Source organism: Pseudomonas sp. PDM05 (genome assembly GCF_014851685.1).
In the GTDB taxonomy this organism is placed as follows: Bacteria; Pseudomonadota; Gammaproteobacteria; order Pseudomonadales; family Pseudomonadaceae; genus Aquipseudomonas.
In genome coordinates this window covers 65,790-88,174 of record NZ_JACVAC010000005.1, presented here as the reverse complement: position 1 = coordinate 88,174, position 22,385 = coordinate 65,790, and the positions used below count along the sequence as shown (strand labels likewise).

General features: G+C 59.3%; 22 protein-coding genes. 14 read left to right on the top strand and 8 right to left on the bottom strand.

Features of this window, described 5'->3' with window-relative positions:
- Positions 1–26 precede the first annotated feature (26 nt).
- Entirely contained in the window at positions 27–791 is a 765-nt protein-coding gene (locus IB241_RS12390) for a LuxR family transcriptional regulator (RefSeq protein WP_192298673.1), read from the top strand.
- Between the two features lie 94 nt (positions 792–885).
- Positions 886–1,818, top strand: coding sequence for a proline iminopeptidase-family hydrolase (locus tag IB241_RS12385; protein WP_192298672.1), 933 nt, complete (start codon positions 886–888; stop codon positions 1,816–1,818).
- Between the two features lie 39 nt (positions 1,819–1,857).
- Here IB241_RS12385 and IB241_RS12380 read toward each other — a convergent pair whose 3' ends face one another.
- Positions 1,858–3,360 carry a nucleobase:cation symporter-2 family protein gene (locus tag IB241_RS12380; protein ID WP_192298671.1) on the bottom strand — a complete coding sequence of 501 codons (1,503 nt, stop codon included), beginning with the start codon at positions 3,358–3,360 and terminating at the stop codon, positions 1,858–1,860.
- A 172-nt stretch (positions 3,361–3,532) separates the two neighbouring features.
- On the opposite strand from IB241_RS12380, the gene IB241_RS12375 reads away from it, so the two are divergent.
- A complete protein-coding gene (locus IB241_RS12375; protein ID WP_192298670.1) occupies positions 3,533–4,480 on the top strand; it encodes a LysR family transcriptional regulator in 948 nt (315 codons plus the stop codon).
- Positions 4,481–4,623: 143 nt separating this feature from the next.
- Positions 4,624–5,457 (top strand): nucleoside-binding protein, encoded by an 834-nt coding sequence (locus tag IB241_RS12370; RefSeq protein WP_192298669.1) that lies wholly within the window; start codon positions 4,624–4,626, stop codon positions 5,455–5,457.
- A gap of 141 nt (positions 5,458–5,598) precedes the next feature.
- Here IB241_RS12370 and punC read toward each other — a convergent pair whose 3' ends face one another.
- Positions 5,599–6,783: a purine nucleoside transporter PunC gene (gene punC / locus IB241_RS12365; protein WP_192298668.1), complete on the bottom strand. Its 1,185-nt coding sequence runs from the start codon at positions 6,781–6,783 to the stop codon at positions 5,599–5,601.
- A gap of 122 nt (positions 6,784–6,905) precedes the next feature.
- Here punC and punR point away from each other — a divergent pair, with 122 nt between their 5' ends.
- The gene (gene punR / locus IB241_RS12360) at positions 6,906–7,826 is read left to right on the top strand and encodes a DNA-binding transcriptional activator PunR (protein ID WP_192298667.1); all 921 of its coding nucleotides are present in this window, start codon (positions 6,906–6,908) and stop codon (positions 7,824–7,826) included.
- On the opposite strand, the gene IB241_RS12355 is transcribed toward punR, so the two are convergent.
- On the bottom strand, positions 7,827–8,996 hold the full coding sequence (locus tag IB241_RS12355) for an aspartate aminotransferase family protein (protein WP_192298666.1): 1,170 nt from the start codon (positions 8,994–8,996) through the stop codon (positions 7,827–7,829).
- 103 nt (positions 8,997–9,099) lie between these two features.
- Here IB241_RS12355 and IB241_RS12350 point away from each other — a divergent pair, with 103 nt between their 5' ends.
- On the top strand, positions 9,100–10,005 hold the full coding sequence (locus IB241_RS12350) for a LysR family transcriptional regulator (protein WP_192298665.1): 906 nt from the start codon (positions 9,100–9,102) through the stop codon (positions 10,003–10,005).
- Here IB241_RS12350 and IB241_RS12345 read toward each other — a convergent pair.
- On the bottom strand, positions 10,002–10,625 hold the full coding sequence (locus IB241_RS12345) for an HAD family hydrolase (protein ID WP_192298664.1): 624 nt from the start codon (positions 10,623–10,625) through the stop codon (positions 10,002–10,004). The two genes, IB241_RS12350 and IB241_RS12345, sit on opposite strands and share 4 nt — an antisense overlap.
- Positions 10,626–10,918: 293 nt before the next feature.
- Between IB241_RS12345 and IB241_RS12340 the strand changes: the two genes are divergently transcribed.
- On the top strand, positions 10,919–12,154 hold the full coding sequence (locus IB241_RS12340) for an anthrax toxin-like adenylyl cyclase domain-containing protein (protein WP_192298663.1): 1,236 nt from the start codon (positions 10,919–10,921) through the stop codon (positions 12,152–12,154).
- A 75-nt stretch (positions 12,155–12,229) separates the two neighbouring features.
- Here the strand turns inward: IB241_RS12340 and fabV are convergent, their stop codons facing one another.
- Positions 12,230–13,426 (bottom strand): enoyl-ACP reductase FabV, encoded by a 1,197-nt coding sequence (gene fabV, locus IB241_RS12335; RefSeq protein WP_192298662.1) that lies wholly within the window; start codon positions 13,424–13,426, stop codon positions 12,230–12,232.
- A gap of 308 nt (positions 13,427–13,734) precedes the next feature.
- Between fabV and IB241_RS12330 the strand changes: the two genes are divergently transcribed.
- The 5 genes from IB241_RS12330 (at position 13,735) to IB241_RS12310 (ending at position 17,350) form a co-directional block, all read left to right on the top strand.
- Positions 13,735–14,559, top strand: a complete 825-nt coding sequence (locus IB241_RS12330) for an aspartyl/asparaginyl beta-hydroxylase domain-containing protein (RefSeq protein ID WP_192298661.1) — start codon at positions 13,735–13,737, stop codon at positions 14,557–14,559.
- A gap of 149 nt (positions 14,560–14,708) precedes the next feature.
- The gene (gene ppnN, locus IB241_RS12325; protein ID WP_192298660.1) at positions 14,709–16,082 is read left to right on the top strand and encodes a nucleotide 5'-monophosphate nucleosidase PpnN; all 1,374 of its coding nucleotides are present in this window, start codon (positions 14,709–14,711) and stop codon (positions 16,080–16,082) included.
- A gap of 172 nt (positions 16,083–16,254) precedes the next feature.
- Positions 16,255–16,512, top strand: coding sequence for an AbrB/MazE/SpoVT family DNA-binding domain-containing protein (locus IB241_RS12320; protein WP_192298659.1), 258 nt, complete (start codon positions 16,255–16,257; stop codon positions 16,510–16,512).
- Positions 16,509–16,904, top strand: coding sequence for a PIN domain-containing protein (locus IB241_RS12315; RefSeq protein WP_192298658.1), 396 nt, complete (start codon positions 16,509–16,511; stop codon positions 16,902–16,904). Before IB241_RS12320 ends, IB241_RS12315 begins: the two co-directional genes overlap by 4 nt.
- A 71-nt stretch (positions 16,905–16,975) precedes the next feature.
- The gene (locus IB241_RS12310; RefSeq protein WP_192298657.1) at positions 16,976–17,350 is read left to right on the top strand and encodes a hypothetical protein; all 375 of its coding nucleotides are present in this window, start codon (positions 16,976–16,978) and stop codon (positions 17,348–17,350) included.
- Positions 17,351–17,358: 8 nt separating this feature from the next.
- Here IB241_RS12310 and IB241_RS12305 read toward each other — a convergent pair whose 3' ends face one another.
- Together IB241_RS12305 and IB241_RS12300 are read right to left on the bottom strand one after the other, a co-directional pair.
- On the bottom strand, positions 17,359–17,688 hold the full coding sequence (locus IB241_RS12305) for a YXWGXW repeat-containing protein (protein ID WP_192298656.1): 330 nt from the start codon (positions 17,686–17,688) through the stop codon (positions 17,359–17,361).
- Between the two features lie 88 nt (positions 17,689–17,776).
- Complete coding sequence (locus tag IB241_RS12300) at positions 17,777–18,703, bottom strand: LysR family transcriptional regulator (RefSeq protein ID WP_192298655.1); 927 nt, start codon at positions 18,701–18,703, stop codon at positions 17,777–17,779.
- A gap of 99 nt (positions 18,704–18,802) precedes the next feature.
- On the opposite strand from IB241_RS12300, the gene IB241_RS12295 reads away from it, so the two are divergent.
- Positions 18,803–19,474 (top strand): NADPH-dependent F420 reductase, encoded by a 672-nt coding sequence (locus IB241_RS12295; RefSeq protein ID WP_192298654.1) that lies wholly within the window; start codon positions 18,803–18,805, stop codon positions 19,472–19,474.
- Between the two features lie 84 nt (positions 19,475–19,558).
- Here the strand turns inward: IB241_RS12295 and mqo are convergent, their stop codons facing one another.
- A complete protein-coding gene (mqo, locus tag IB241_RS12290) occupies positions 19,559–21,205 on the bottom strand; it encodes a malate dehydrogenase (quinone) (RefSeq protein WP_192298653.1) in 1,647 nt (548 codons plus the stop codon).
- Between the two features lie 497 nt (positions 21,206–21,702).
- Between mqo and IB241_RS12285 the strand changes: the two genes are divergently transcribed.
- Positions 21,703–22,338, top strand: a complete 636-nt coding sequence (locus IB241_RS12285; RefSeq protein ID WP_192298652.1) for a Wzz/FepE/Etk N-terminal domain-containing protein — start codon at positions 21,703–21,705, stop codon at positions 22,336–22,338.
- Positions 22,339–22,385: the final 47 nt, after the last annotated feature.

The window sequence follows — 22,385 nt, the reverse complement described above, 5'->3', positions numbered from 1 at the left end:
TTCAAATGAATTCGGGAGCAGAACGGATGCTGGCCAAGCTTACTGCCTTCAATAATCGTCTGATGCCGGGCAGGAGCCTGGACGAACAGATGGACAACACCTTTATCCTCGCCCAACAGTTGGGTTTCGATGCGCTGGTGTACGACTACACCCCGGTGCCCATCGATCACGACGGCGCCTTGATCACCCCCTCGGTGCTGGAGCTGCGCAACACCCCACCAGACTGGCACGCCTTGTGGTGCAGCGAAGGCTTCTACCAGATCGACCCGGTGCAACACCTGGCCTTGAGCACGGTATCGCCGTTTGTCTGGTCCTACGAGGCAAAAGCCCAGACGGCCCTGCAAAAGATCATCGACCCCTGCCATGCTCCCGTTTCGTCCTACCTGCACGAACGCCAACTGACCTGCGGCGTCAGCGTGCCGATCCACCTGCCACGCGGCGGTTTCGCCTCGTTGACGGGCTTGCGCATCGGCAAGGCGCGCAGCGTACTGGAGGATGCACAGCAGACCCTCGCGGATTTCAGCCTGATTACCCACGCCTTGCAGGAAGCGGCCTACCCGCTGTTCAGCAAAGAGCTACGCACCTACCCGCATATTCACCTGACCAAACGCGAACGCGAGTGCCTGAAATGGGCCGCCGACGGCCTCACTGCGGCCGAAATTGCCACGCAACTGAGCCGTTCGCTGGCCGTTGTGACCCTGCACCTGGCCTCGGCGATGCATAAACTGGGGGCCAAGAACCGCGTGCAAGCGGTGGTCCGTGCCACCCATTACCGGCTCCTGGAAGATTGACCAGAGAGTAAAACCTAGCTGTTTTGCTAGTTACCTAAATTTGGCGTGCCGACTATCGTGTCCCTGATCCTTTTTTTCACGAGCAGGGTACGAAATGGAATTCATCGAAAAAATCCGCGAAGGGTATGCGGCGTTTGGCGCCTACCAGACTTGGTACCGTGTTACCGGCGACCTGACCACCGGCCGCACGCCGCTGGTGATCATCCACGGCGGCCCCGGTTGCACCCACGACTACGTAGACGCCTTCAAGGACGTCGCGGCCAGCGGCCATGCCGTGATCCACTACGATCAACTCGGCAACGGCCGCTCCACCCACTTGCCGGATAAAGACCCGTCGTTCTGGACCGTCGAGTTGTTCCTCGACGAACTCGACAACCTGCTCGACCACCTGAACATCAGCGACAACTATGCAATCCTCGGCCAGTCCTGGGGCGGAATGCTCGGCAGTGAACATGCGATCCGCCAACCCAAAGGCCTGCGCGCGTTTATCCCAGCCAACTCGCCGACGTGCATGCGCACCTGGGTCAGCGAAGCCAACCGCCTGCGCAAGCTGTTGCCCGAAGGCGTGCACGAAACCTTGCTCAAGCACGAAGCCGCCGGCACCTACCAAGACCCGGAATACCTCGCCGCCTCGCGGATTTTCTATGACCAGCACGTGTGCCGGGTCAACCCGTGGCCGGAAGAAGTGGCGCGCACCTTTGCCCAAGTCGACTCAGACCCCACGGTGTACCACGCCATGAGCGGCCCGACCGAATTCCACGTGATCGGCAGCTTGAAGGACTGGAAGTCGATTGGCCGGTTGTCGGCGATCCAGGTGCCAACCCTGGTGATCTCCGGCCGGCACGACGAGGCCACGCCATTGGTGGTCAAGCCGTTCCTGGATGAGATCGCGGACGTGCGCTGGGCACTGTTTGAAGACTCCAGCCACATGCCCCATGTGGAAGAACGCCAAGCGTGCATGGGGACTGTGGTGAAGTTTTTGGATGACGCCTGTTCTGTAAAACACCAAGCGCTGAAGACGGGCTGAATTCCACATGTGTGTGTGCGGGCTTGCCCGCACACATTTTTATACCTCGGTAGCCTCGGGCATGGCCGCGCGCCTCTGCACCTGCGCCACCAACGGGATTTCCTTGCCTTCGGCATCAAACAATTTCCCGCCCCGGAAGTAATCCCCATCACGCAACGCCGCCACATCTTGGAAGCACAAGCTGCGTTCCGTCCCCGCCACGAACACCGATTGCTGATCCGAATTACCCGCCGTGAAGTGGTTGAACGCCAGGTTCAACAGGATCGCCATGATCGCCGACGAGCTGATCCCCGAATGGAAGATGGTCGCGAACCAACTCGGGAAATGATCGTAGAAGCTCGGCGCAGCAATCGGGATCATGCCAAAACCGATGGAAGTGGCGACGATGATCAGGTTCATGTTGTTGCGGTAGTCAACCTTCGACAGCGTGCGGATCCCGCTCGCCGCCACGGTGCCGAACAGCACAATCCCGGCCCCGCCGAGTACTGACGTGGGCACCGCCGCAATCACTCGGCCCATGAACGGCAGCAGGCCGAGGATCACCAGGAACAACCCGCCCGTGGCCACCACAAAGCGGCTCTTGACCCCGGTAACCGCCACCAGGCCGACGTTCTGCGCAAAGGCGCTCTGGGTGAACGAGCCAAAGATCGGCGCAAACATGCTCGACAGCATGTCGGCGCGCAAGCCGTTGCCCAGGCGCTTGGAGTCGACCTTGGTGTCGATGATCTCGCCGACCGCAAGGATGTCCGCCGAGGTCTCCACCAGCGTCACCATCACCACGATGCACATGGAAATGATCGCGGCCACATGGAAGGTTGGCATGCCGAAATGGAATGGCGTAGGAAAACCGAACATCGGCCCCTGGGTCACACCGGAGAAGTCGGCCATGCCCAGGAACACCGCGATCACGGTGCCGATCACCATCGCCAGCAGGATCGACAGACGGGAGATGGTCGCGCTGCCGATCTTGCTCAACAACAGCACCAGCACCAGGGTCAGTGCCGCCAGGCCGATATTCGACATGCTGCCAAAGTCCGCCGCACGGCTATTGCCGCCCATGGCCCAGCGCGCCGCAACGGGCATCAGCGTCAGGCCGATGGTGGTGATGACGATGCCGGTCACCAACGGCGGGAAGAACTTGGTAATTCGCGAAAACACCGGGGTAATCAGCAACCCGATGAACGACGCGGCCATCACTGCCCCGAGAATCGCTGGCACCCCTCCAGCGCCGTCGCTGCCAACGATTGCCACCATGGTTGCCACACCGGCAAACGACACGCCCTGCACCAGCGGCAACTGACAACCAAAGAACGGTAAACCCAGGGTTTGCAACAGCGTGGCCAGGCCACCGGCAAACAGCGACGCGGCGATCAACAAGCCGATGTCCGCCGGCGACAGCCCGGCCGCCTGGCCGACGATCAACGGCACGGCAACGATGCCGCCGTACATGGTGAGGACATGCTGCAGGCCGTAAGCCATGTTGGCGGCGACGCCGAGATTTTCATCTTCAGGCCGCTGCGGTGAAGCCTTCGGGATAGTCATGGTGAGGGGATCTCTGTTTTTGTTGTGCAATCACTGTATGCAAAGGAAACAGAGGATGTCCATAGAGTTGTATACAATCAATTTCACAACAAGCTGGTAATCGCCGTTACAAAAATCCATTCAGCCGCCCTGCCCCTTGGCTCGAACACCTGCGCAAAAGGACCTGAAAAAAATGCTCAACCGCAAACTGCGCATCCACGCCCCGGCCATCTACTACTTCGACATGGTGCGACGCTGTCACTCGATCCGCGAAGCCGCGCGGCGCCTGAACGTGGCGTCGTCGGCGGTGAACCGGCAGATCCTCAAGCTGGAGGACGAGATGGGCGCAACGTTGTTCGAGCGTTTGCCCGGCGGCCTGCGCGTGACGGCGGCGGGCGAGATCCTGACGCGCCACATCAGCTTGCTGCTGCAGGATGTGGAACGGGTGCGCGGCGAACTGGATGGCTTGCATGGTGTGCAGACCGGCCACGTGGAGATCGCCACGGTGGAAGGTGCCGCCGTCGAACTGCTGCCCACCGCACTCAAGCGCATGCGCGAGCGCTATCCGAAGGTCACGATTGGCGTCACGGTGCAGGGTTCGCAGTCGATCCCCAGCGCGGTGATCAACGGCCAAGCGGATCTGGGGCTGGCATTTGCCCTACCCCGCAGTGGCGAAATCACCCAGCTGTGTGTCGGCCATTTCCGCTTGGGTGCACTCATGGCACCGGCGCACGCGTTGGCGGGTGAAAGCTGCGTCAGCTACGGGCAGTGTTGCGAACACGGAGTGATCCAGGCCAAGAGCGAGCTGTCGGTGCACCACCTGATCGCGCCGCTGCACAAACGCGCGGCACCAGGCAAAGCCCTGCTGCACAGCAACTCGATGGAACTGGCCCGGCAACTGGCACGCCAGCAATTGGGCATCGCCTTCCAGACCCGTATCGGCATCGAGGCCGACCTGGCGCGCGGCGAACTGCTGCATATCCCGTTGAGTGACCAGGGTGGCATCTTCAGCGATTTGGGCGTGTATGCACGCAAGGACCGCGACCTGCCGGTGGCCGTGCAGGCGCTGGCGCGTTTGTTGGGCGAAGAAATCGCCCTGCGTGAACGCGACGAAACCGGCGCAGCGCCACGTATTTCCTGACTTCTCGGGCAACCCGGCTGCTGCCGTTTCGGCATCGGCCCAGGCGAGATTCTGTTCTTTGGTGCGCGCCAGCCTTGTGTCGATACTGCGCCCGGCGGCCCCTGCAAGGCCGCCATGAGCCAAACGCCAAAGGAACTAAAACAATGAAAAAGGCACTGCACGGCGCAACCGTATTACTCGCACTCCTCGGCGGCGGGGAGGCTGTCGCGGTGGAATGGATGAACAACAGCGTAGGATTCCGCTACGGCCAACAGTTCACCAATCCGAACAACCCCGACGAATTCAGCAAGCGCATCTACAGCTTCACCCACGCCAGCGGCTACGCGTACGGCAGCAACTTTCTGAACCTGGATGTGTTCCTCTCCGACAGCAGCGACCCACGCAAGGGTACTGACCATGGCGGCAGCGAGGTGTATGCGGTGTACCGCCACCAACTGTATGCCTCACGGGTATTTGATGTGCCGCTGGGCACCGGCCTGATCAAGGATTACGCGCTGACCCTGGGCTTCGATGCCAACCGCAACAACAACTTCGCCTCGGCGAAAAAACGTGCGGTGGTGATTGGCCCGACCTTGAAGTTCAACACCGTCGGTGTGCTGGACCTGAGCCTTTTGTACTACAAGGAAAAGAACCACACCGGCATCCCTGGCGCGCGGGAGTCGAACCACACCTTCGACGACACCTACATGCTCAATCTGACCTGGATGCGCCCGTTCGAAATCGCCAACCATGCGGCGAAATTCCAGGGTTTCATCAACTACGTCGGCGAGAAAGGCGAGGACTACCACGGCCGCGACACCGCGCCGGAAGCGCTGATGCGCAGCGCGTTGATGGTGGCGGTGCGCCCGGGTAAAAGCGTGAAGCCGAACCTGTATCTCGGCGTGGGTTATGAGTATTGGCACAACAAGTTTGGTGTGGACGGCGGCCGGGGCAGTCGTACGTCGACACCGACGGTGAATATGGAAATCACCTTTTAGCCTACCGCCAGGCAACTGAAGAAACCGGATCAAAATGTGTGGGCTTGCTCGCGAATGCGGTGTATCAGTTGGAACAGCATTGACTGATCTACCGCATTCGCGAGCAAGCCCGCTCCCACATTTTTTCATCGAATTTTCAGGTCAAACGTTCGCCAGTTCGCCATTGTCAGCCTTCGGCCGCGCCAGCCAATAACCCAACACCGCCAACGGCGCGGTCGCCAACATCACGATGACGGTAATCAACAGCGGCTGATCGATCAGCGAGGACACCAGCAAGCTGCTGAGAAAGCACAGCCCCAGTTGCAGGGTGTTTTGCAGGGCGGCCGCCTTGCCGGAGTTTTCGGCAAATGGCATCAGTGCATTCGCCACCACGATGGGGTAACTGGCACCGTTGACCAACGCCATCAGGCAGAACGGAATCAACAACGTGGTGAGAGTCGGCACGCTCAACGTCGCCACCAGGTACAACGCCAACATGCTGATGCAATACGCCACCAGCAACCAGGGCAACAGCGTCTTGCCCTGGAAACGCTGCAAGGCGCTGCGGCAGCTATAACCGCCGACCAGAAACGCCAACGTGGGCAACACGTAGCTCAGGCCAATATCGTTCGGGCTGTAGCCCATGTCGCCAAGGATGAAGGGGGAAGCCGTCAGCCAGGCGAAGAAGCTGGCAGAGCAGGCAGCGAAGATCATTACGTTGCCGGTAAACACGCGGGAACCGAGCAACTGGCCATAACCGAGGCGCACGGGTTCGCTTTCTTGCGTCCGACGTTTCGGCACAGTGCGCAGGAACAATGTCGGCAATAACAGCAGCAGCGACACACCGAGCAATACCCCGAAGATCGCCTGCCAACCCAAATGGTTCAACACCATCGCCCCCAGCAACGGCGCCAGGGCCGGCGACAGAGACATCAACGGCATGATGCTGGCGAACACGCGATGAGCCTTGTCGGCCGGATAACGGTCAATCACCAGCGCCTGCCAGCTCACGGCGGCGGAACACACGCCAATCGCCTGGATAAAACGCAGCGCCAGCAACTGCGCCGCCGTCTCGACCCAGAACATACCCGCGCAACCCAGCACAAACAGGCTCAAGCCCGCGAGCAGGATCGGCTTGCGCCCCAGGCGGTCGGACAACGGCCCCCATACCAACTGCCCCAGCGCGAAACCGCCAAGGAAAATACTCAAGCTGGCGCCCACCGCCCCCGCGCCAATCTGCAACTGCGCGCCCATGGCGCCGAACGCCGGCAAGTACATGTCCATGGCGAGGTAACCGAGCATGCTCAGCCCCGCCAGATACCAAGTGAAACCAAAAGAATTTTTCATCGAAGCCTTGTTGATCCTGCCATCAAACTATTTGCTGACTGGCGCCTATTATGAAGCTGACAGTTCCTGTGTGAAGCGATAATAATTGGATACTCTTATCAATAATTTTGAAGGCAGTCTTCATGTGGTCCGAATACTCCCTGGATGTAGTCGATGCGGTGGCCCGGCATGGCAGCTTCAGCGCTGCGGCGCAGGAATTGAACCGCGTGCCGTCGGCCATCAGCTATACGGTGCGTCAGATAGAGGAGTGGTTGGCCGTGCCGTTGTTTGTGCGGCGCCACCGTGATGTCGAGCTGACTGCGGCCGGCCGACTGTTCGTCGACGAAACCCGTGGGGTCATGAAAAAAATGCTCGGCACCCGGCGCATGTGCCAGCAGGTGGCCAACGGTTGGAGCGGCCAGTTGAAAGTCGCGGTGGATTCCATCGTCAAACCCCAGCGTTGTCGGCAATTGGTGCTGGATTTCTATCGCCAATTTCCCGAGGTGGAACTGCTGCTGGAATACGAGGTGTACAACGGCGTGTGGGATGCCCTGGCGGACGAACGCACCGACATCGTGATCGGCGCCACCAGTGCGGTGCCCGTGGCCAGCCATTTCACCTTTCGCGACATGGGGCTGTTGAATTGGCTGTGCGTGGTCAGTGCACAGCATCCGCTGGCGGCGGTAGAAGGCCTGCTCAGTGACGATCAACTGCGGCCCTTCGCCTCGCTGTGCATGACCGATACCTCGCGCAATCTGCCCAAGCGCGACACCTGGACCCTGGATAATCAGCGGCGGCTGGTGGTGCCGAATTGGCCGTCGGCAATTGACTGCCTGCGCGACGGCCTGTGTATCGGCATGGCGCCGGCGCATCAGGTATCGCCATGGATCGAGCGCGGCGAGTTGGTGGCGCTGCAACTGACCCGGCCGTTTCCGGCCAGCCCGTCGTGCGTGGCCTGGGCGCCGAACAAACTGTCGCCGGCGATGGCGTGGTTGTTGGAATACCTCGGAGACACCGAGACCCTGAACCAGGAATGGCTCAATGGACCCACACTCGCCCTGTGATCAATTCAGTAGACGGGTGATGGCTCGCACGATCATCTCGACCTCTTTCGCCTCCAGCGTCAGCGGCGGCAGCAAACGGATGACCTTGCCCCGCGTCACGTTGATCAACAGGCCATGCTCCTGGGCTGCACGCTGGGCCAGGTCGCGGTAAGGGCTGGCCAGTTCGATACCGATCATCAGGCCCTGCCCGCGAATCGCCAACACTTGCGGATGCTCGCTCAATTCCACGCGCAGCCGCGCCAGCAAACGTTCGCCCTGTTGCGCGGCGTTCTGCAGCAAGCCTTGCTCCTCAATAATCTCCAGCACGGTGCAGCCCACGCGGCAGGCCAGCGGGTTGCCACCAAATGTGCTGCCGTGGCTGCCGGGCGTGAACAGTTGCGCCACCGCCGTGCGCGCCAGGCAGGCACCAATCGGCACGCCATTGCCGAGGCCTTTGGCCAGGGTCATCACATCCGGCACGATGCCTTCATGCTGGAAGGCAAACCAACGCCCCGTGCGGCCAATGCCGGTCTGGATTTCGTCGAGCATCAGCAGCCAACCGTGGCGCGTACAGTGATCGCGCAGGGCTTGCAGGTAACCCGGCGGTGCAGGCAGTACGCCACTTTCACCTTGGATGGGTTCCAACAGTACCGCCGCGATACGCGTGCCGAACGTTTGGGTGATGGCTTCTATCGCCGCCAGGTCCCCAAAAGCCACCTTGAGAAAATCCCCTGGCAAACGCTGGAAGCCCAGGCGTACCGATGGCCCATCGCTGGCGGCCATGGTGCCAAGGGTGCGGCCGTGGAAAGCGTTTTCCATGACTACCACCAGAGGCTCTTCGATGCCTTTTTTCCAGCCATGCAAACGCGCCAGCTTCAACGCCGTCTCGTTGGCTTCGGCCCCCGAGTTGTTGAAGAACGCGCGGTCCAAGCCGGACAGTCGGGTCAGGCGCTGGGCCAGCTGTTGCTGCCAGTCGATGCTGTAGAGGTTGGAAGTGTGCAGCAGCAAACCCGCCTGTTCGCTGATGGCTGTCACCAATTTTGGATGGGAATGCCCGACGTTGGTCACGGCCACGCCCGCCACCGCGTCCAGGTATTCGCGGCCCTGTTGGTCCCATAGGCGCGTGCCCAGGCCGCGGGTAAAGCTCAGGGCCAAGGGTTGATAAGTGCTCATCAGGCAGGCGGCGGTCATGGTGTCAGGCTCCAGTGCTTCATTGTGATGCCAACAGTATCGTTAGCCACCTGAGCTGGATAAACTGCGCTTTCCTGCAATAACTTTAAACCAGGGATTGATAATGGACCTGTTCCAGGCGATGTCGGTTTACGTGAAAGTAGTGGAAGCCGGCAGCATGACCGCCGCCGCCCAGGCCTGCGGGATGTCGACCACCATGGTCGGCAATCACCTGCGCGCCCTGGAGCAACGCCTGGGCGTCAGCCTGCTCAAGCGCACCACTCGCAAACAGAGCCTCACGGAATTCGGCGGGCAGTATTACCAGCGTTGCCTGGAAGTGCTGGGGCTGGTGGCCGACTCCGAACAACTCGCCGAACAAGCCCACAGTGATGTACCCAAAGGCACCTTGCGCATCACCGCCCCACCCGCCTTCGGCACCGAGCGCCTGGCCCCGGCCTTGAGCGAATTTTCCCAACGCTACCCGCTGATCAAGCTGTATGTGGTGCTCAGCAATCAACGCATGGACATGGTCGACAGCGGCTTCGACGTGGCCATCCGCCTGGGCGAACTGGAACCCTCAAGCCTGATCGCCCGGCCGATGCAGGATTACACCATCACCCTCTGCGCCTCACCGGGCTACCTGGCGCGACGTGGCACACCACAGACTCCCGAAGACTTGCAGCAACATGACTGCCTGGCGTTCGCCTACCCGTCCACCGACGATTGGCGCAACGCCGACAAGCTGTGGCGCATGAGCGGCGCGGCAGGCGAAGTGGAAATCCCGGTGTCCGGCTCGCTGACCATCAACAGCTCCCAGGCCTTGCGCCAGGCAGCCGTGCAAGGCATGGGCATCGTCATGCTGCCCGATGCCCTGGTGCAGCCCGACTTGCAGGAGGGAAAACTGGTGGCTTTGCTGACGGCCTACCAACTGCCCAGTCGCCCCATGCATTTGCTGTACGGCCAGGACCGTTACCGCCTGCCCAAACTGCGAGCATTCGTCGATTTCGCCATGGAAAAGTGGGCGCGCTAGAAGCCCACTCCCAACTCACGCAACCGCGCAGCGGTGTGCTCGGCCGACACATGGTGAATGCCTTGCCAACCGAGGGCGACGGCGGCGTCAATATTGCCGGCGACATCATCGATAAACACGACTTCAGCGGGCTGAATATCCGGCAAGTGCGCGCGGACCTGGCCAAGGCTTGCCTGATAGATCGCCGCATCGGGCTTGATCAGTTTCAATTCGCCTGACACGACGATGTCGCGAAAGCACTGCAGGAACGGGTAGTTGGCCCGCGCATAGGGAAAGGTCTCGGCAGACCAGTTGGTCAGCCCGAACAACGGCATGCTGGCCTGGTGCAATGCCTTGAGGATCGCCACGCCTTCGGGCAAGGGGCCACGCAGCATCTCGTGCCAACGCTCGTAATAGGCCTGGATCAGGCGTTCATGCTGGGGAAATTGCTCGATCAGGCTGCGGGTGCCGTCCGCCAGGCTGCGACCGGCGTCCTGCTCGGTGTTCCAGGCTTGGGTGCAGATGTTGTCAAAGAACCATTGCCGTTCGTGGTCATCGGCAATCAGCTTGCGGTACAGGTGGTGCGGGTTCCAATCGAACAGGACACCGCCAAAATCAAAAACTACTGCACGAATAGCCATGCCCACCTCCGTTAGTGCGATACGCCAGTCTCCCATGCGCATGGCACGCCCCGGCAAGCAAACATGCGTACGACTGTTCTGATAACTTCACGACACATGAACAGAATACAGAGCTATACCCCTTGTATTACGGCCTTGAACACTTCCTCTGCGCTTCTTTTTCACATCATTAGTAACACTCACTTCTCCCAACAAAATAACGGCTGCTCTAGTGTTTCCTGCGTAACCGAAGGAGCGCTTTGGGCTGGAAGGGAACATCCAACGTCCCGGAGAACACGAAGTGGAGCAATTCAATGACCGGTTTACTCACCTCAGCTATTTCACCTTCTGCGCTCAGCTTGAACACCTTGCAACACACCCTACCCCATCAACCGGCTGGCCCCCTCCAAGACATGAATGATCCGGTATACGCGGCATTCGAACGTGTCCGAGGAAAGACCGGAATAGTCCCGAGCCACCTTGTGCCCTTGCAGAGGATTGCGGCGCAGACCAACTCCATCATCGGCGTACGCCCCGTGGAAGCGGTCGCTACCGGATTGATTGAGAACGGGCATCCCACCAAGGATTATCATATCAAGGGAAAAAGCGCCAACTGGGGGCCGCAAGCGGGCCTGATCTGCAAGGACCAGGCCTTCAGCAAGCTTGAAAAGTTCAACGTCTGCGAACCCGAAAAGGTTGCGCGAGCCAATAGACAAGTCGAGGAATGCATAAAGGACACGCATGCGGTTGCGATCCCCTTGAAGCTCTCACGCAACCGCCTCGGCGAGTTGATACAACTCGGTCAGATCACTCAGCTGGCCGTGAACGAGCAGGACGGCACGCTGCGTTTCAACGCCAGAGCGCCAAGCCAGGAGGTGTATGCATTCGAAGGCAAGCGCACAGCGCCAACGGAAGACAGCTATACCATTACCCATAAGGACAAACCCGTCGAAGTCCTGGCCAAATCCGAAACAGGCAAGGCGTTGACAGCCGACTACGACCTGCACATGGTCGCGCCCCACCTCAGCGATTTCGGACCACAGGATAAGATCCCTGTGCCCGATATTGCGCACAGTGTTTTCACGCAGAGAATTGATCGCTACAGACAGCGACAACCAGACCCGTCGGTGTTCGAGGTGCCCGAAGCGTTACGCGCAGACTATGAAGACACCGAACATTTCTATCGAAAGGAAAACTTCGACCTGGGCAACGCCACACAGCGAATAACGGACATGATAAAGCTGATCAATCACCAGTTGGTCGGTGATGGAGAGCGGGTGGTTCACCACAATGCGGACTCTGGCAGCCCTGCGACGGACGTTGCCGCCAATTACCCGGCAACGTTCTTCCTGCCGACCCGGCTAGGGCGATTTGACGAAATCTGCATCATCAACGACCGCAAAGAGATGGCGGAACTGATAAGAACAGCCAAGGACAGCGGCTATCACGTGCCCCTGAATCCACTTTGGGAAAGCGAAGTGAACAGTATCAAGCGCTCTGGCTTCGTCCAGGCCCAAGAACGGTTGGCGTCAGCCTTTGGCCAAGGCTGACGCTGTGAGGCGCAAACAAGACAGCAGCCTCATGACGCGGCGATTGAGGCTGCTGTTGTCGACCCCGACACCTATTTATGCAGAGACAAGACCATTGATTTTCACGGTCGGATTCACATCAGCGTCGTAGTCCACGCCCTCGACCTCGAAGCCGAACAAGCGCAGGAATTCAGCCTTGTAGCCGGCGAAATCGCTGATCTCGTCGACGTTGTCATCGGTCACCTGATCCCACAATGCTGCCACGGCGTCCTGGACCTTCGGCTCCAACTCGGCCAGGTCGGCACGCAGGCGGCCGTCGGCGTCGAGTTTCGGCTGGCTGCCGTACAGGCTGTCCTTGAACAGGCCGTAGACCTGCTCGATGCAACCTTCGTGGGTGCCCTGCTCTTTCATCACTTTGAACAGCAGCGACAGGTACAGCGGCATGATCGGGATTGCCGAGCTGGCCTGGGTAACCACGGCCTTGAGCACGGACACGCGGGCATCGCCCTTCAGCGCAGCAAGGTTGTCGCGCAGGGTCAGGACTTTCTTGTCGAGGTCTTTCTTGGCTTCGCCGATGGAGCCGTTCCAGTAGATGTCCTGGGTCAGCTTTTCACCGAGGTAGGTGAACGCGGTGGTCTTGGCGCCTTCGGCCAGAACGTCGGCGTCACGCAGGGCGTCGATCCACAGCTGCCAGTCTTCACCGCCCATCACTTTGACGGTGCCGGCGATTTCTTCCTGGGTCGCAGGCTCAAGGGTGGTATCGACCACCACGCCCTTGTCGGTGTTGATACCCCGCAGGGTCACAGCCTTGCCGATCGGCTTGAGGGTGGAGTTGTACACTTCACCGGTTTTTGGATCGGTGCGGCGTGGTGCAGCCAGGCTGTAGACCACCAGGTCGATCTTGCCCAGGTCTTTCTTGATGGTCTCGATGGTCAGGCGCTTGATCTCGTCGGAGAACGCGTCGCCGTTGATGCTCTTGGCGTACAGGCCTTTCTCGACGGCAAACTTTTCGAATGCAGCGCTGTTGTACCAACCGGCGGAGCTGAGCTTGCCTTCTTCGCCCTCTTTCTCAAAAAACACGCCCAGGGTGTCGGCGCCGCAGCCAAACGCAGCACTGATGCGCGCGGCCAGGCCGTAGCCGGTGGAAGCGCCGAGGACCAGCACCTTCTTGGGGCCGCCTTCGATGGCGCCGTGTTGGGTCACGTAGTCGATCTGTTCCTTGACGTTCGCTTCACAGCCAACAGGGTGAGCGGTCACACAGATAAAGCCACGAACCCGCGGTTTGATGATCATAAAATTTCTGCCTCTTCCAAGGGGTCGATGGCCAGTGGTGGCCATTCAACTTCAATCGTACCGGTCTATGACGTCCGAAAAACCGAAGCGTCACGATAGTCGCAAATCTTCTGTTTACAAAATCCAATCGGTAAAACCCATATCCGGTGAAAAACTGTGTAAAGCCTTCACAATTTTGCAATATTTAAAACGACTCTGCGGCACCGGACGCCTTATCATGGCGCGATTGTTTCAACATGTTTCAAACCCCACCACTCGCGGCCACGGATACGGACCTGTCGAATGGCGTCCTGCCGGAGCTGAGCTGCATGAACACGTCTGCCCTACGCAAAAAAGCAGTGTCGATCGCCTGGATACTCGGCGTTTTGCTGATCATTTGCCTGTTCCCCCTGACCACCGCGGTGTTTCTTGGCCTGGTACTGGTCTGTGGGATCTACGACTTCCTGCGCAATGGGCTGTATGACGCCCCCACCATCAAGAAATACTTTATCGGCAGCGGCCGCAACACCTGGCTGCTGGCGCCGTTCAACACGCTGTTCGACCTGTTGAGCTCGCGCAATCGCCACGTTTATACGATGCACGACCTGCCGCCCGCCTGGCGCGAAGACTTGCAGCAAGTGATCGATGAGGCCATGGCCCACAAGGGTGAAATCATCGGTTACCTGGATGAACGCATGGCCGAGAAAAAACGCGGCATGTTGTTTTTCCAGTGGTACGGACGCCCTATCGAAACCACGCTGGACATCCCGAAACTGCGGGAAAAACTGCCATTCGTGAAAACCATCGGCGTATCGGTATTCAACGAAAACCGTTCGACCTCCTTTCACTTCGGCCCGCTGCGCATGATGTTTCGTGTGCTTTACAACATGGCACCTGCTCCCCATCACGAGGGCGTGTACATCCAGGTGGGCCAGCACAAACATTACTGGCACGACGATCCACTGTTTATTTTCGACGACACGTTGATGCACGCATCCTTCAATAAAAACGACGCCAAGCGCTACTGCCTGTTTATCGACATCGTGCGACCAACGCCGCTGCCTTCGGTGCTCAAGGCCGTGATCGCGGGGTTTGCCGGGATGGTCTTTACCCTGCGTCGGGTTTTCTACAAAAACTGGAAGCTGATTCAGTAAGTTCTGCGGCATGATGGTGCGGGACGGTGTTTGCACTCGGCCTTGGGCCTGAGGTAAATATCCGTCTCGTGCGACCGAGTTCGGCGCCCATTCTTCTCTAGCCATCGCAGCCCATGGGGGTGCGATGGCTGCGCTTTCAAGGAATCAGAATGCCCCAACGTCAAGTCATCAATGCCTCCGTCAGCCCCAAGGGCAGCCTCGAAACCCTGTCCCAACGTGAAGTGCAACAACTGAGCGAAGCCGGCACCGGCAGTATCTACACTCTGTTCCGCCAGTGCGCCCTGGCGATCCTCAACACCGGCGCGCATATCGACAACGCCAAGACCATCCTCGACGCCTACAAAGATTTTGAAGTGCGCATCCACCAGCAGGACCGCGGCGTGCGCCTGGAACTGCTGAACGCACCGGCCGACGCGTTCGTCGATGGCGAAATGATCGCCAGCACCCGCGAAATGCTGTTCAGCGCCCTGCGCGACATCGTCTACACCGAGAACGAGCTCGATAGCCAGCGCATCGACCTGAGCAACTCCCAGGGCATCACCGACTACGTGTTCCACCTGTTGCGCAACGCCCGTACGCTGCGCCCCGGTGTCGAGCCTAAGATCGTGGTGTGCTGGGGCGGGCACTCGATCAACACCGAAGAATACAAATACACCAAGAAAGTCGGCCACGAACTGGGGCTGCGCAGCCTGGATGTGTGCACCGGCTGCGGCCCGGGCGTGATGAAAGGTCCGATGAAGGGCGCGACCATTTCCCACGCCAAACAACGGATTACCGGCGGGCGCTACCTGGGCCTGACCGAGCCGGGCATCATTGCGGCGGAAGCGCCGAATCCGATCGTCAACGAACTGGTGATCCTGCCGGATATCGAAAAACGTCTGGAAGCTTTCGTGCGTGTCGGCCACGGCATCATCATCTTCCCGGGCGGCGCCGGGACGGCCGAAGAGTTCCTGTACCTGCTGGGCATCCTGATGCACCCGGACAACAAGGACCTGCCGTTTCCGGTCATCCTCACCGGGCCGAAACACGCCGCGCCATACCTGCAGCAACTGCACGCGTTCGTCGGTGCAACCCTTGGCGAAGCGGCGCAGGCGCACTACCAGATCATCATCGACGACCCGGCCGAAGTGGCCCGCCAGATGACGGCCGGGCTCAAGGCAGTGAAACAGTTCCGTCGCGAGCGCAACGACGCGTTTCACTTCAACTGGCTGCTGAAGATCGATGAAGGTTTCCAGCGCCCCTTCGACCCGACCCACGCCAACATGGCCGGCCTGCAACTGAGCCATGCGCTGCCGCCCCATGAGTTGGCGGCCAACCTGCGCCGCGCGTTCTCGGGCATTGTGGCGGGCAACGTCAAGGACAAAGGCATCCGCCTGATCGAAGAGAACGGCCCGTACGAGATCCACGGCGATGCGGCGATCATGAAACCGCTGGACGAGCTGTTGCAGGCATTCGTCGCCCAGCACCGCATGAAGTTGCCGGGCGGCGCGGCGTATGTGCCGTGTTACCGCGTGGTGCAATAACGCCATCAGTTGGTCATACGTTGTAGCGCTTTGGCCCCGTTGCTGGGCGTGCTGATGCGGTGAATCGGACTAGGGTTCAGTTATTCCGATTCACCCACTGCACGAGGCGCAACCTATGGACCAACGGATCTTGTCCTCCATAATTCCTTACCCTAACGTAAGGAATATCACCATGGAGATTCTCACTATGGCAACCGCCACACTTACCTCAAAAGGGCAAATCACTATTCCCGTTCAGGTCAGGACCGCCCTGGGCCTGGAAACAGGCGACCGCGTGGAATTTGTCGAAATGGAAGACGGCCAGTTCTCGCTGATTGCGGCGAGCAAAACCGTGCGTGACCTCAAGGGCCTGATCCGCAAACCCGCCAAGCCCGTGTCCCTTGACGACATGAGCCGCGCCATCGCGGCGCAAGGGGCAAAAGCGCGATGATCGGCCTGGATACCAATGTGCTGGTGCGCTATGTCACCCAGGATGACCCTGTGCAATCGCCCAAGGCATCCGCGCTGATCGAATCGCTCACCACCCTGTCGCCGGGCTTTGTCAGCCTGGTGTCGGTAGTTGAACTGGTGTGGGTTCTGCAAAGTTGCTACCAATGCCTCAAGCAGGAGGTGGTGACGGTGCTGGAAACGCTTTTGCGCACCCGTGAAATCACCATCGAGCATGCCGAGATCATCTGGCAGGCACTGCGCCGCTTCAGCGCGAACAAAGCCGATTTTGCCGACTGCCTGATCGAACGCTGCGGCCACGCGGCGGGGTGCGAGTACACGGCCACCTTTGACATTGAAACGGCCAAGGCACCTGGCATGAAACGACTGGGCTGAACCGTAGTGTTGCGACGACATTGAGGCTTTGGTAAAAATCCCGTTCAACCTTGATCGAGAGAAAGACCCACGTGCGTACGCTTCTTCTCGCAATCCTGAGCATTGCATCGCCCTTGGCCAGCGCCAACACCATCATCTGGCCCGACCTCCCGCAAACCTGCTTTGTCAGTGGCCGCTCCGCCACCAGTGCGGACGTCGATACGGGTTGTGCGGCGTTTCTGATCAATGTGAAAGGTGAAGCGGCGGGTACGCCGATCAAGCTGGATATTCCGCAGTACGCCATGCATGTCGACGAAACCACCGGCAAGGAAACGCCGGTGATCATCATCCAGGCGGAAGAGAACGGCGAGATCAAGGCGGTGGGTTACAAGGAACTGGGCACCGATCAGCTCGGTGCCGCGCTATTGCGGGAAGTTCGGCTGCTGGGTATCAAGAAGCCGAGCTAGCCTGGGGCTCAACGCACCCAGCCACCACCCTGCCAGTGGTAACCATCACTACGTTGCACCCAATGCGGATGCACGTAGCGATACCCCTCGCGCACCGGCTCCCAATGGCCGTGAACCGCAACGTAACGCCCACCCGCCCAACGCCAGTAACCGCGCGACCATACGTAGCCATAACGGACTGGCGGCTCGACTTCGATCACCTGCACGGGCGGCGGCTGCGGGGCAATCACCTCGACGTATTCATGCTGAACCGGCCTGCGTTCATGCACGACACGCTCTTGCACACACCCGGATGCCGCGACGACCACCGCCGCCAATGCCGCATAACGTAGCAACATACAAACCCCTCGGGCGTCATCGCCCTACACCTGCACCGACAAAATCCCCCCTTGCTGCAGCCACGCTCCTGCTTGGCCTGGAGTATTTTTAACAGGTAGTGTCTGTCGGGTTGCTGAACCCATCGCCGCCGAAACGCTGCAACACAGCCTCGACAAATCGCCGCAGCTTGGCCGTGCGCTGGCGGTTGGCGGTATAGACCAGATGCATCGGCCGACTTGGCGCATCGAAGTCAGGCAGTACCCGGACCAACTCGCCCTTGGCCAACGCCACACGCAAGAAATCTTCCGGGCCGAGGACGATACCAAAACCATCCAGCGCAGCCGACATCAGGGCCCTGCTTTCGTTGATCCGCAAACGACTGGCAACCGGCACGGTGTAAGACGTCGCGCCCTGGTGAAAAACCCACTCGCGATCCGCCGGTCGAGACCAAAAGGCGTAGCCCAGGCATTCGTGGTGCTCAAGGTCTGCCGGTGTCAGCGGTAGACCTCTCGCTGCCAGGTAAGCGGGCGCCGCGCAAACCACCAGACGATAAGGCGCAAGTGGTCGCGCGGTGAGGCCGGTGGTCGCGAGGGGACCAATGCGAAATGCCACCTCGTAACCCTCCTCCACCAGATCGACGAATCGGTCGGTCAGGTGCAGGTCGATTTCCACATCCGGGTGGTCGCGTAGAAATTGGGTGATCAAGGGCATCAGGCTGTAGGAACCAAACGTCACCGGCGCAGTGACTTTCAGCTTGCCACGCGGCGTGTCGTTCATGATCTGCGCCAGCGAGTCGGCGGCATCAGCCTCCGTCAGAATATGTTTGCAACGCTCGTAGTACGCACTGCCCAACTCCGTCAGGCTTTGCCGCCGCGTGGTGCGATTGAGCAGGCGGGCACCGAGACGTTGCTCGAGTGCCGCGACGTGTTTGGCGACCATCTGTGCCGACATGTTCAAGCGCTCGGCCGCACGGGCATAGGAGCCTGATTCGGCAGCCATCACGAAAGCATTCATGCTTGAAAGACGGTCCATCATTCCCTACTCCCAGTAACAACAGCAACACCAGAACGATCATTTATCACCAAATGGTTGCCAATCATCATAACCACTCCCGCAATCCACTGGAGCAAGGACATGAACATTGGCGTTATTGGAGCAGGATTCATCGGGCGCGCCGTTGCCCAGTTGGCCCTGGCTGCCGGGCAGGAGGTGATGTTGAGCAACTCCCGTGGCCCACAAACCATGAGCAGCGTGCTCAGCGGCATACCCGGTGTTCAAGTCGGCCGCGCGGAAGACGCGGCCAAGTTCGGCGAACTGGTGCTCATAGCGATTCCCTTGGAGCACTATCGCGCCGTGCTCCCGCAATGGCTGGAAGGCAAGACGGTGATGGATGCCAACAATTACTATCCGCAGCGCGACGGGCACATCCCAGTGCTGGACCGTTTTGAAACCACCACCAGCCGGCTGCTCGCCGACCATCTGCCACACGCGCACGTAGTGAAGGTGTTCAATGCGATCTTTGCGCCGGAGCTGACCCAGGATGCGCGCCCTCACGGCGCCACCGACCGCCGTGCGCTGCCAGTGGCTGCGGATGATGCAGCGGCAAAGGCGCAAGTGATCCGATTGCTTGATGAGTTGGGTTTCGACGCGGTGGATGCCGGTGGGCTGGATGAAAGCTGGCGATTTGAGCGGGCCAAACCGGCCTATTGTGTCCGGTTGGACCAGCACGCCTTGAAGGCGGCGCTGGCCGCAGCCGAGCGAACGGTGGAATTGCCTGCAGTCGAGCGGGTTCGCACCCACGGGTAACCTGCGCACAAAAAAAACCGCTGACCGTTGCCGGTTCAGCGGGCTTTTTTGTTTCAGCGTGGTCCGTGGGACCACAGCTGCTTCTTACAACGCCAGATCAGACGCCGGCTTGCTCGGCTCAGCCGCAGGCTTTGCAGCCTCGACAGCCTTTGGCGCGGCGCTTTGTGGGATCACAGGCGGTGTCGGCAGTTGCAGGACACCGGCGGTGTAGGCCCATTCCTTGGCAACCGCTTCAGGGCTGTCGTTCAGCTTGGTACCATAGCTCGGTACGATCTGGTGCAGCTTGGCCTGCCACTCAGGGGTCGCAACCTTGTCCTTGAACACTTTCTGCAGCACGGTCAGCATGATCGGAGCCGCGGTGGACGCGCCCGGCGATGCACCCAGCAGGCCTGCAATGGTGTTGTCGGCAGAGCTGACCACTTCGGTGCCCAGCTTCAGGACGCCGCCCTGCTCTTCGTCACGCTTGATGATCTGCACGCGCTGACCGGCTTGCCACAGGCGCCAGTCTTCTTTCTTGGCGTTCGGGAAGTACTCTTGCAGCGCCTTGAAGCGGTCGTCATCCGACAGCATCAGTTGGCCAGCAAGGTACTCGACCAGTGGGTATTCACGAATACCGACTTTGGTCATTGGCCAGATGTTGTGGGTGGTGGTGCTGGTCAGCAGGTCCAGGTACGAACCTTCCTTCAGGAACTTGGTGGAGAAGGTTGCGAATGGGCCAAACAGGATCACGCGCTTGCCATCCAGCACGCGGGTGTCCAAGTGCGGAACCGACATCGGTGGCGCGCCAACCGACGCTTTGCCGTAGGCCTTGGCCAGGTGCTGCTCGGCCACGGTTGGGTTATCGGTCACCAGGAACGAACCACCTACCGGGAAGCCAGCGTATTCCCGGGCTTCAGGAATGCCGGATTTTTGCAGCAGGTGCAATGCACCGCCACCCGCGCCGATGAACACGAACTTGGCGTCGGTTTCGGTCTTGGTGCCGTCTTTCAGGTTTTTGTAGCTGACACGCCACGAACCGTCGGCGTTCTTGGTGATGTCCTGCACTTCGCTCGACAGTTTCAGGTCGAACTTGGGCGTGGTTTGCAGGTGAGCGACGAATTGGCGCGTGATTTCGCCAAAGTTCATGTCGGTACCCAGCGGACTCCAGGTAGCCGCGATTTTCTGGTTCGGGTCACGCCCTTCCATCATCAGCGGGACCCACTTGGCGATCTGCGCCGGGTCTTCGGAGTACTGCATGCCGGCAAACAGCGGGCTGGCTTGCAGGGCTTCGTAACGCTTCTTGAGGAACTTGATGTTGTCATCGCCCCACACAAAGCTCATGTGCGGAGTGGTGTTGATGAACGAACGTGGGTTCTTCAGCACGCCCTGCTGGACCTGCCAGGACCAGAACTGACGGGAGATCTGGAATGCTTCGTTGATTTCGACCGCTTTCGGGATCTCAACGTTGCCGTTCTTGTCTTCCGGGGTGTAGTTCAGTTCAGCCAGAGCCGAGTGACCGGTACCCGCGTTATTCCAGCCGTTGGAGCTTTCTTCGGCGACGCCATCGAGGCGCTCGACCATCTCCATCGACCAACCCGGCTCCAGCTCATTGAGCCATACACCCAGGGTTGCACTCATGATGCCGCCGCCGATCAGCAGCACATCGACTTTCTTTGCCTCTTCCGCGTGAACGGACGTGATCCCCATCGACAAAGCCAGCCCCAGCAGGGCAGTGTTTACTTTCTTAAACATCAGTAGCACCTATGATAAAACGCCATCCGCCCCACTGCCCCTAATCATGGACGACCCTCCTTCACGCTGCGCCAGGCAACGCACCGCGAGATAGGGTTTGCACATTCACTTCAGGACCGCAGGGTGGGCACACAAGGCCGACGTATCGACCTCACTTTTATGTCCCTTCTGCGCTGACTTCTTATCATTATTGGCTTCAGCTACCTCGGCGACAGTCATCCGCCGGCACGTATTCGGGTGTACGTGCCGAGGAAAGCTCAGACCAAGATGGCGCGCAGAATATCATGCCCGAGGAGGATGGGGCGTCTGATGTGGACTCAGCGGTCGAATCCCGACATCGGCGGGCTACCGGAGCAAAAGCCATACCGTAGCAGATTGGAACCTTTCGCCTCCCGCCACAATCGATATTGTCATTGTCCGGTAACGCTGTAACAGCAAATGCATTTAACTAATCTACAATCATCGAAACGTATTAAAAAGGATCTCTCGTGAGAAGCATGACGAAGCCGAATAATCAATACAACGATGATGAAATAGATCTCCTGCCATTCATCCATGCCTTATGGAAAAATAAAATAAAAATAAGTATAGCCGTTGTGATTGGAGTAGTGATTGCGTTGGCTGCGTTTTACTTTTCACCCCCTAAATGGGTTGCCAGCAGCTATATCACCAAAGGCTCATTGTTGAGTATGTACAGAGAAGTGCGCAGCACCGAAACGGTGCCCGTCTCGACGACACAACCGATAGAAATCAAGCTCTACAGCTCGATCCAGGACGATGTGTACTACATCGCCATGGGCATCATGACAGCCAACAAGGTTGACATCGTGGGCACGCCCCAACCCTACGTCCATCTGGCGTCGTTCAAGGCAAACTCAAAAGAACTGGCTATATCGAAACTGAAATCGATATTGGATACCGCCAACACACAGGCCCTTGCCCTCAGCCTACCGTCCCTGACGGTTGATCACAGCCTCAGGGCATTCAACACCCTGGGTAAAGTCAAAATAAAAAACGCAAAAGCCATAACACCGTATTTGGTAGCGGGTATTTTCCTGGGACTATTAGTGGGGTGTTTATTGGCCTTGCTACCCCTGCTCAAATCTCATTATGAGCGTACGAATCGCGACTAACACTATTGATGCTGGACAGACCATAAGAACTACTATTTAAAAACAAT

Coding starts and splice junctions, on each gene's coding strand:
- IB241_RS12305 (WP_192298656.1), bottom strand. CDS start 17,688: ATGTTGCTACGTTATGCGGCATTGGCGGCGGTGGTCGTCGCGGCATCC.
- ppnN (WP_192298660.1), top strand. CDS start 14,709: ATGCCCCAACGTCAAGTCATCAATGCCTCCGTCAGCCCCAAGGGCAGC.
- IB241_RS12375 (WP_192298670.1), top strand. CDS start 3,533: ATGCTCAACCGCAAACTGCGCATCCACGCCCCGGCCATCTACTACTTC.
- punC (WP_192298668.1), bottom strand. CDS start 6,783: ATGAAAAATTCTTTTGGTTTCACTTGGTATCTGGCGGGGCTGAGCATG.
- IB241_RS12370 (WP_192298669.1), top strand. CDS start 4,624: ATGAAAAAGGCACTGCACGGCGCAACCGTATTACTCGCACTCCTCGGC.
- IB241_RS12300 (WP_192298655.1), bottom strand. CDS start 18,703: ATGATGGACCGTCTTTCAAGCATGAATGCTTTCGTGATGGCTGCCGAA.
- IB241_RS12285 (WP_192298652.1), top strand. CDS start 21,703: ATGACGAAGCCGAATAATCAATACAACGATGATGAAATAGATCTCCTG.
- IB241_RS12330 (WP_192298661.1), top strand. CDS start 13,735: ATGAACACGTCTGCCCTACGCAAAAAAGCAGTGTCGATCGCCTGGATA.
- IB241_RS12350 (WP_192298665.1), top strand. CDS start 9,100: ATGGACCTGTTCCAGGCGATGTCGGTTTACGTGAAAGTAGTGGAAGCC.
- IB241_RS12385 (WP_192298672.1), top strand. CDS start 886: ATGGAATTCATCGAAAAAATCCGCGAAGGGTATGCGGCGTTTGGCGCC.
- fabV (WP_192298662.1), bottom strand. CDS start 13,426: ATGATCATCAAACCGCGGGTTCGTGGCTTTATCTGTGTGACCGCTCAC.
- mqo (WP_192298653.1), bottom strand. CDS start 21,205: ATGTTTAAGAAAGTAAACACTGCCCTGCTGGGGCTGGCTTTGTCGATG.
- IB241_RS12295 (WP_192298654.1), top strand. CDS start 18,803: ATGAACATTGGCGTTATTGGAGCAGGATTCATCGGGCGCGCCGTTGCC.
- IB241_RS12345 (WP_192298664.1), bottom strand. CDS start 10,625: ATGGCTATTCGTGCAGTAGTTTTTGATTTTGGCGGTGTCCTGTTCGAT.
- IB241_RS12380 (WP_192298671.1), bottom strand. CDS start 3,360: ATGACTATCCCGAAGGCTTCACCGCAGCGGCCTGAAGATGAAAATCTC.
- IB241_RS12315 (WP_192298658.1), top strand. CDS start 16,509: ATGATCGGCCTGGATACCAATGTGCTGGTGCGCTATGTCACCCAGGAT.
- punR (WP_192298667.1), top strand. CDS start 6,906: ATGTGGTCCGAATACTCCCTGGATGTAGTCGATGCGGTGGCCCGGCAT.
- IB241_RS12390 (WP_192298673.1), top strand. CDS start 27: ATGCTGGCCAAGCTTACTGCCTTCAATAATCGTCTGATGCCGGGCAGG.
- IB241_RS12320 (WP_192298659.1), top strand. CDS start 16,255: ATGGAGATTCTCACTATGGCAACCGCCACACTTACCTCAAAAGGGCAA.
- IB241_RS12340 (WP_192298663.1), top strand. CDS start 10,919: ATGACCGGTTTACTCACCTCAGCTATTTCACCTTCTGCGCTCAGCTTG.
- IB241_RS12355 (WP_192298666.1), bottom strand. CDS start 8,996: ATGACCGCCGCCTGCCTGATGAGCACTTATCAACCCTTGGCCCTGAGC.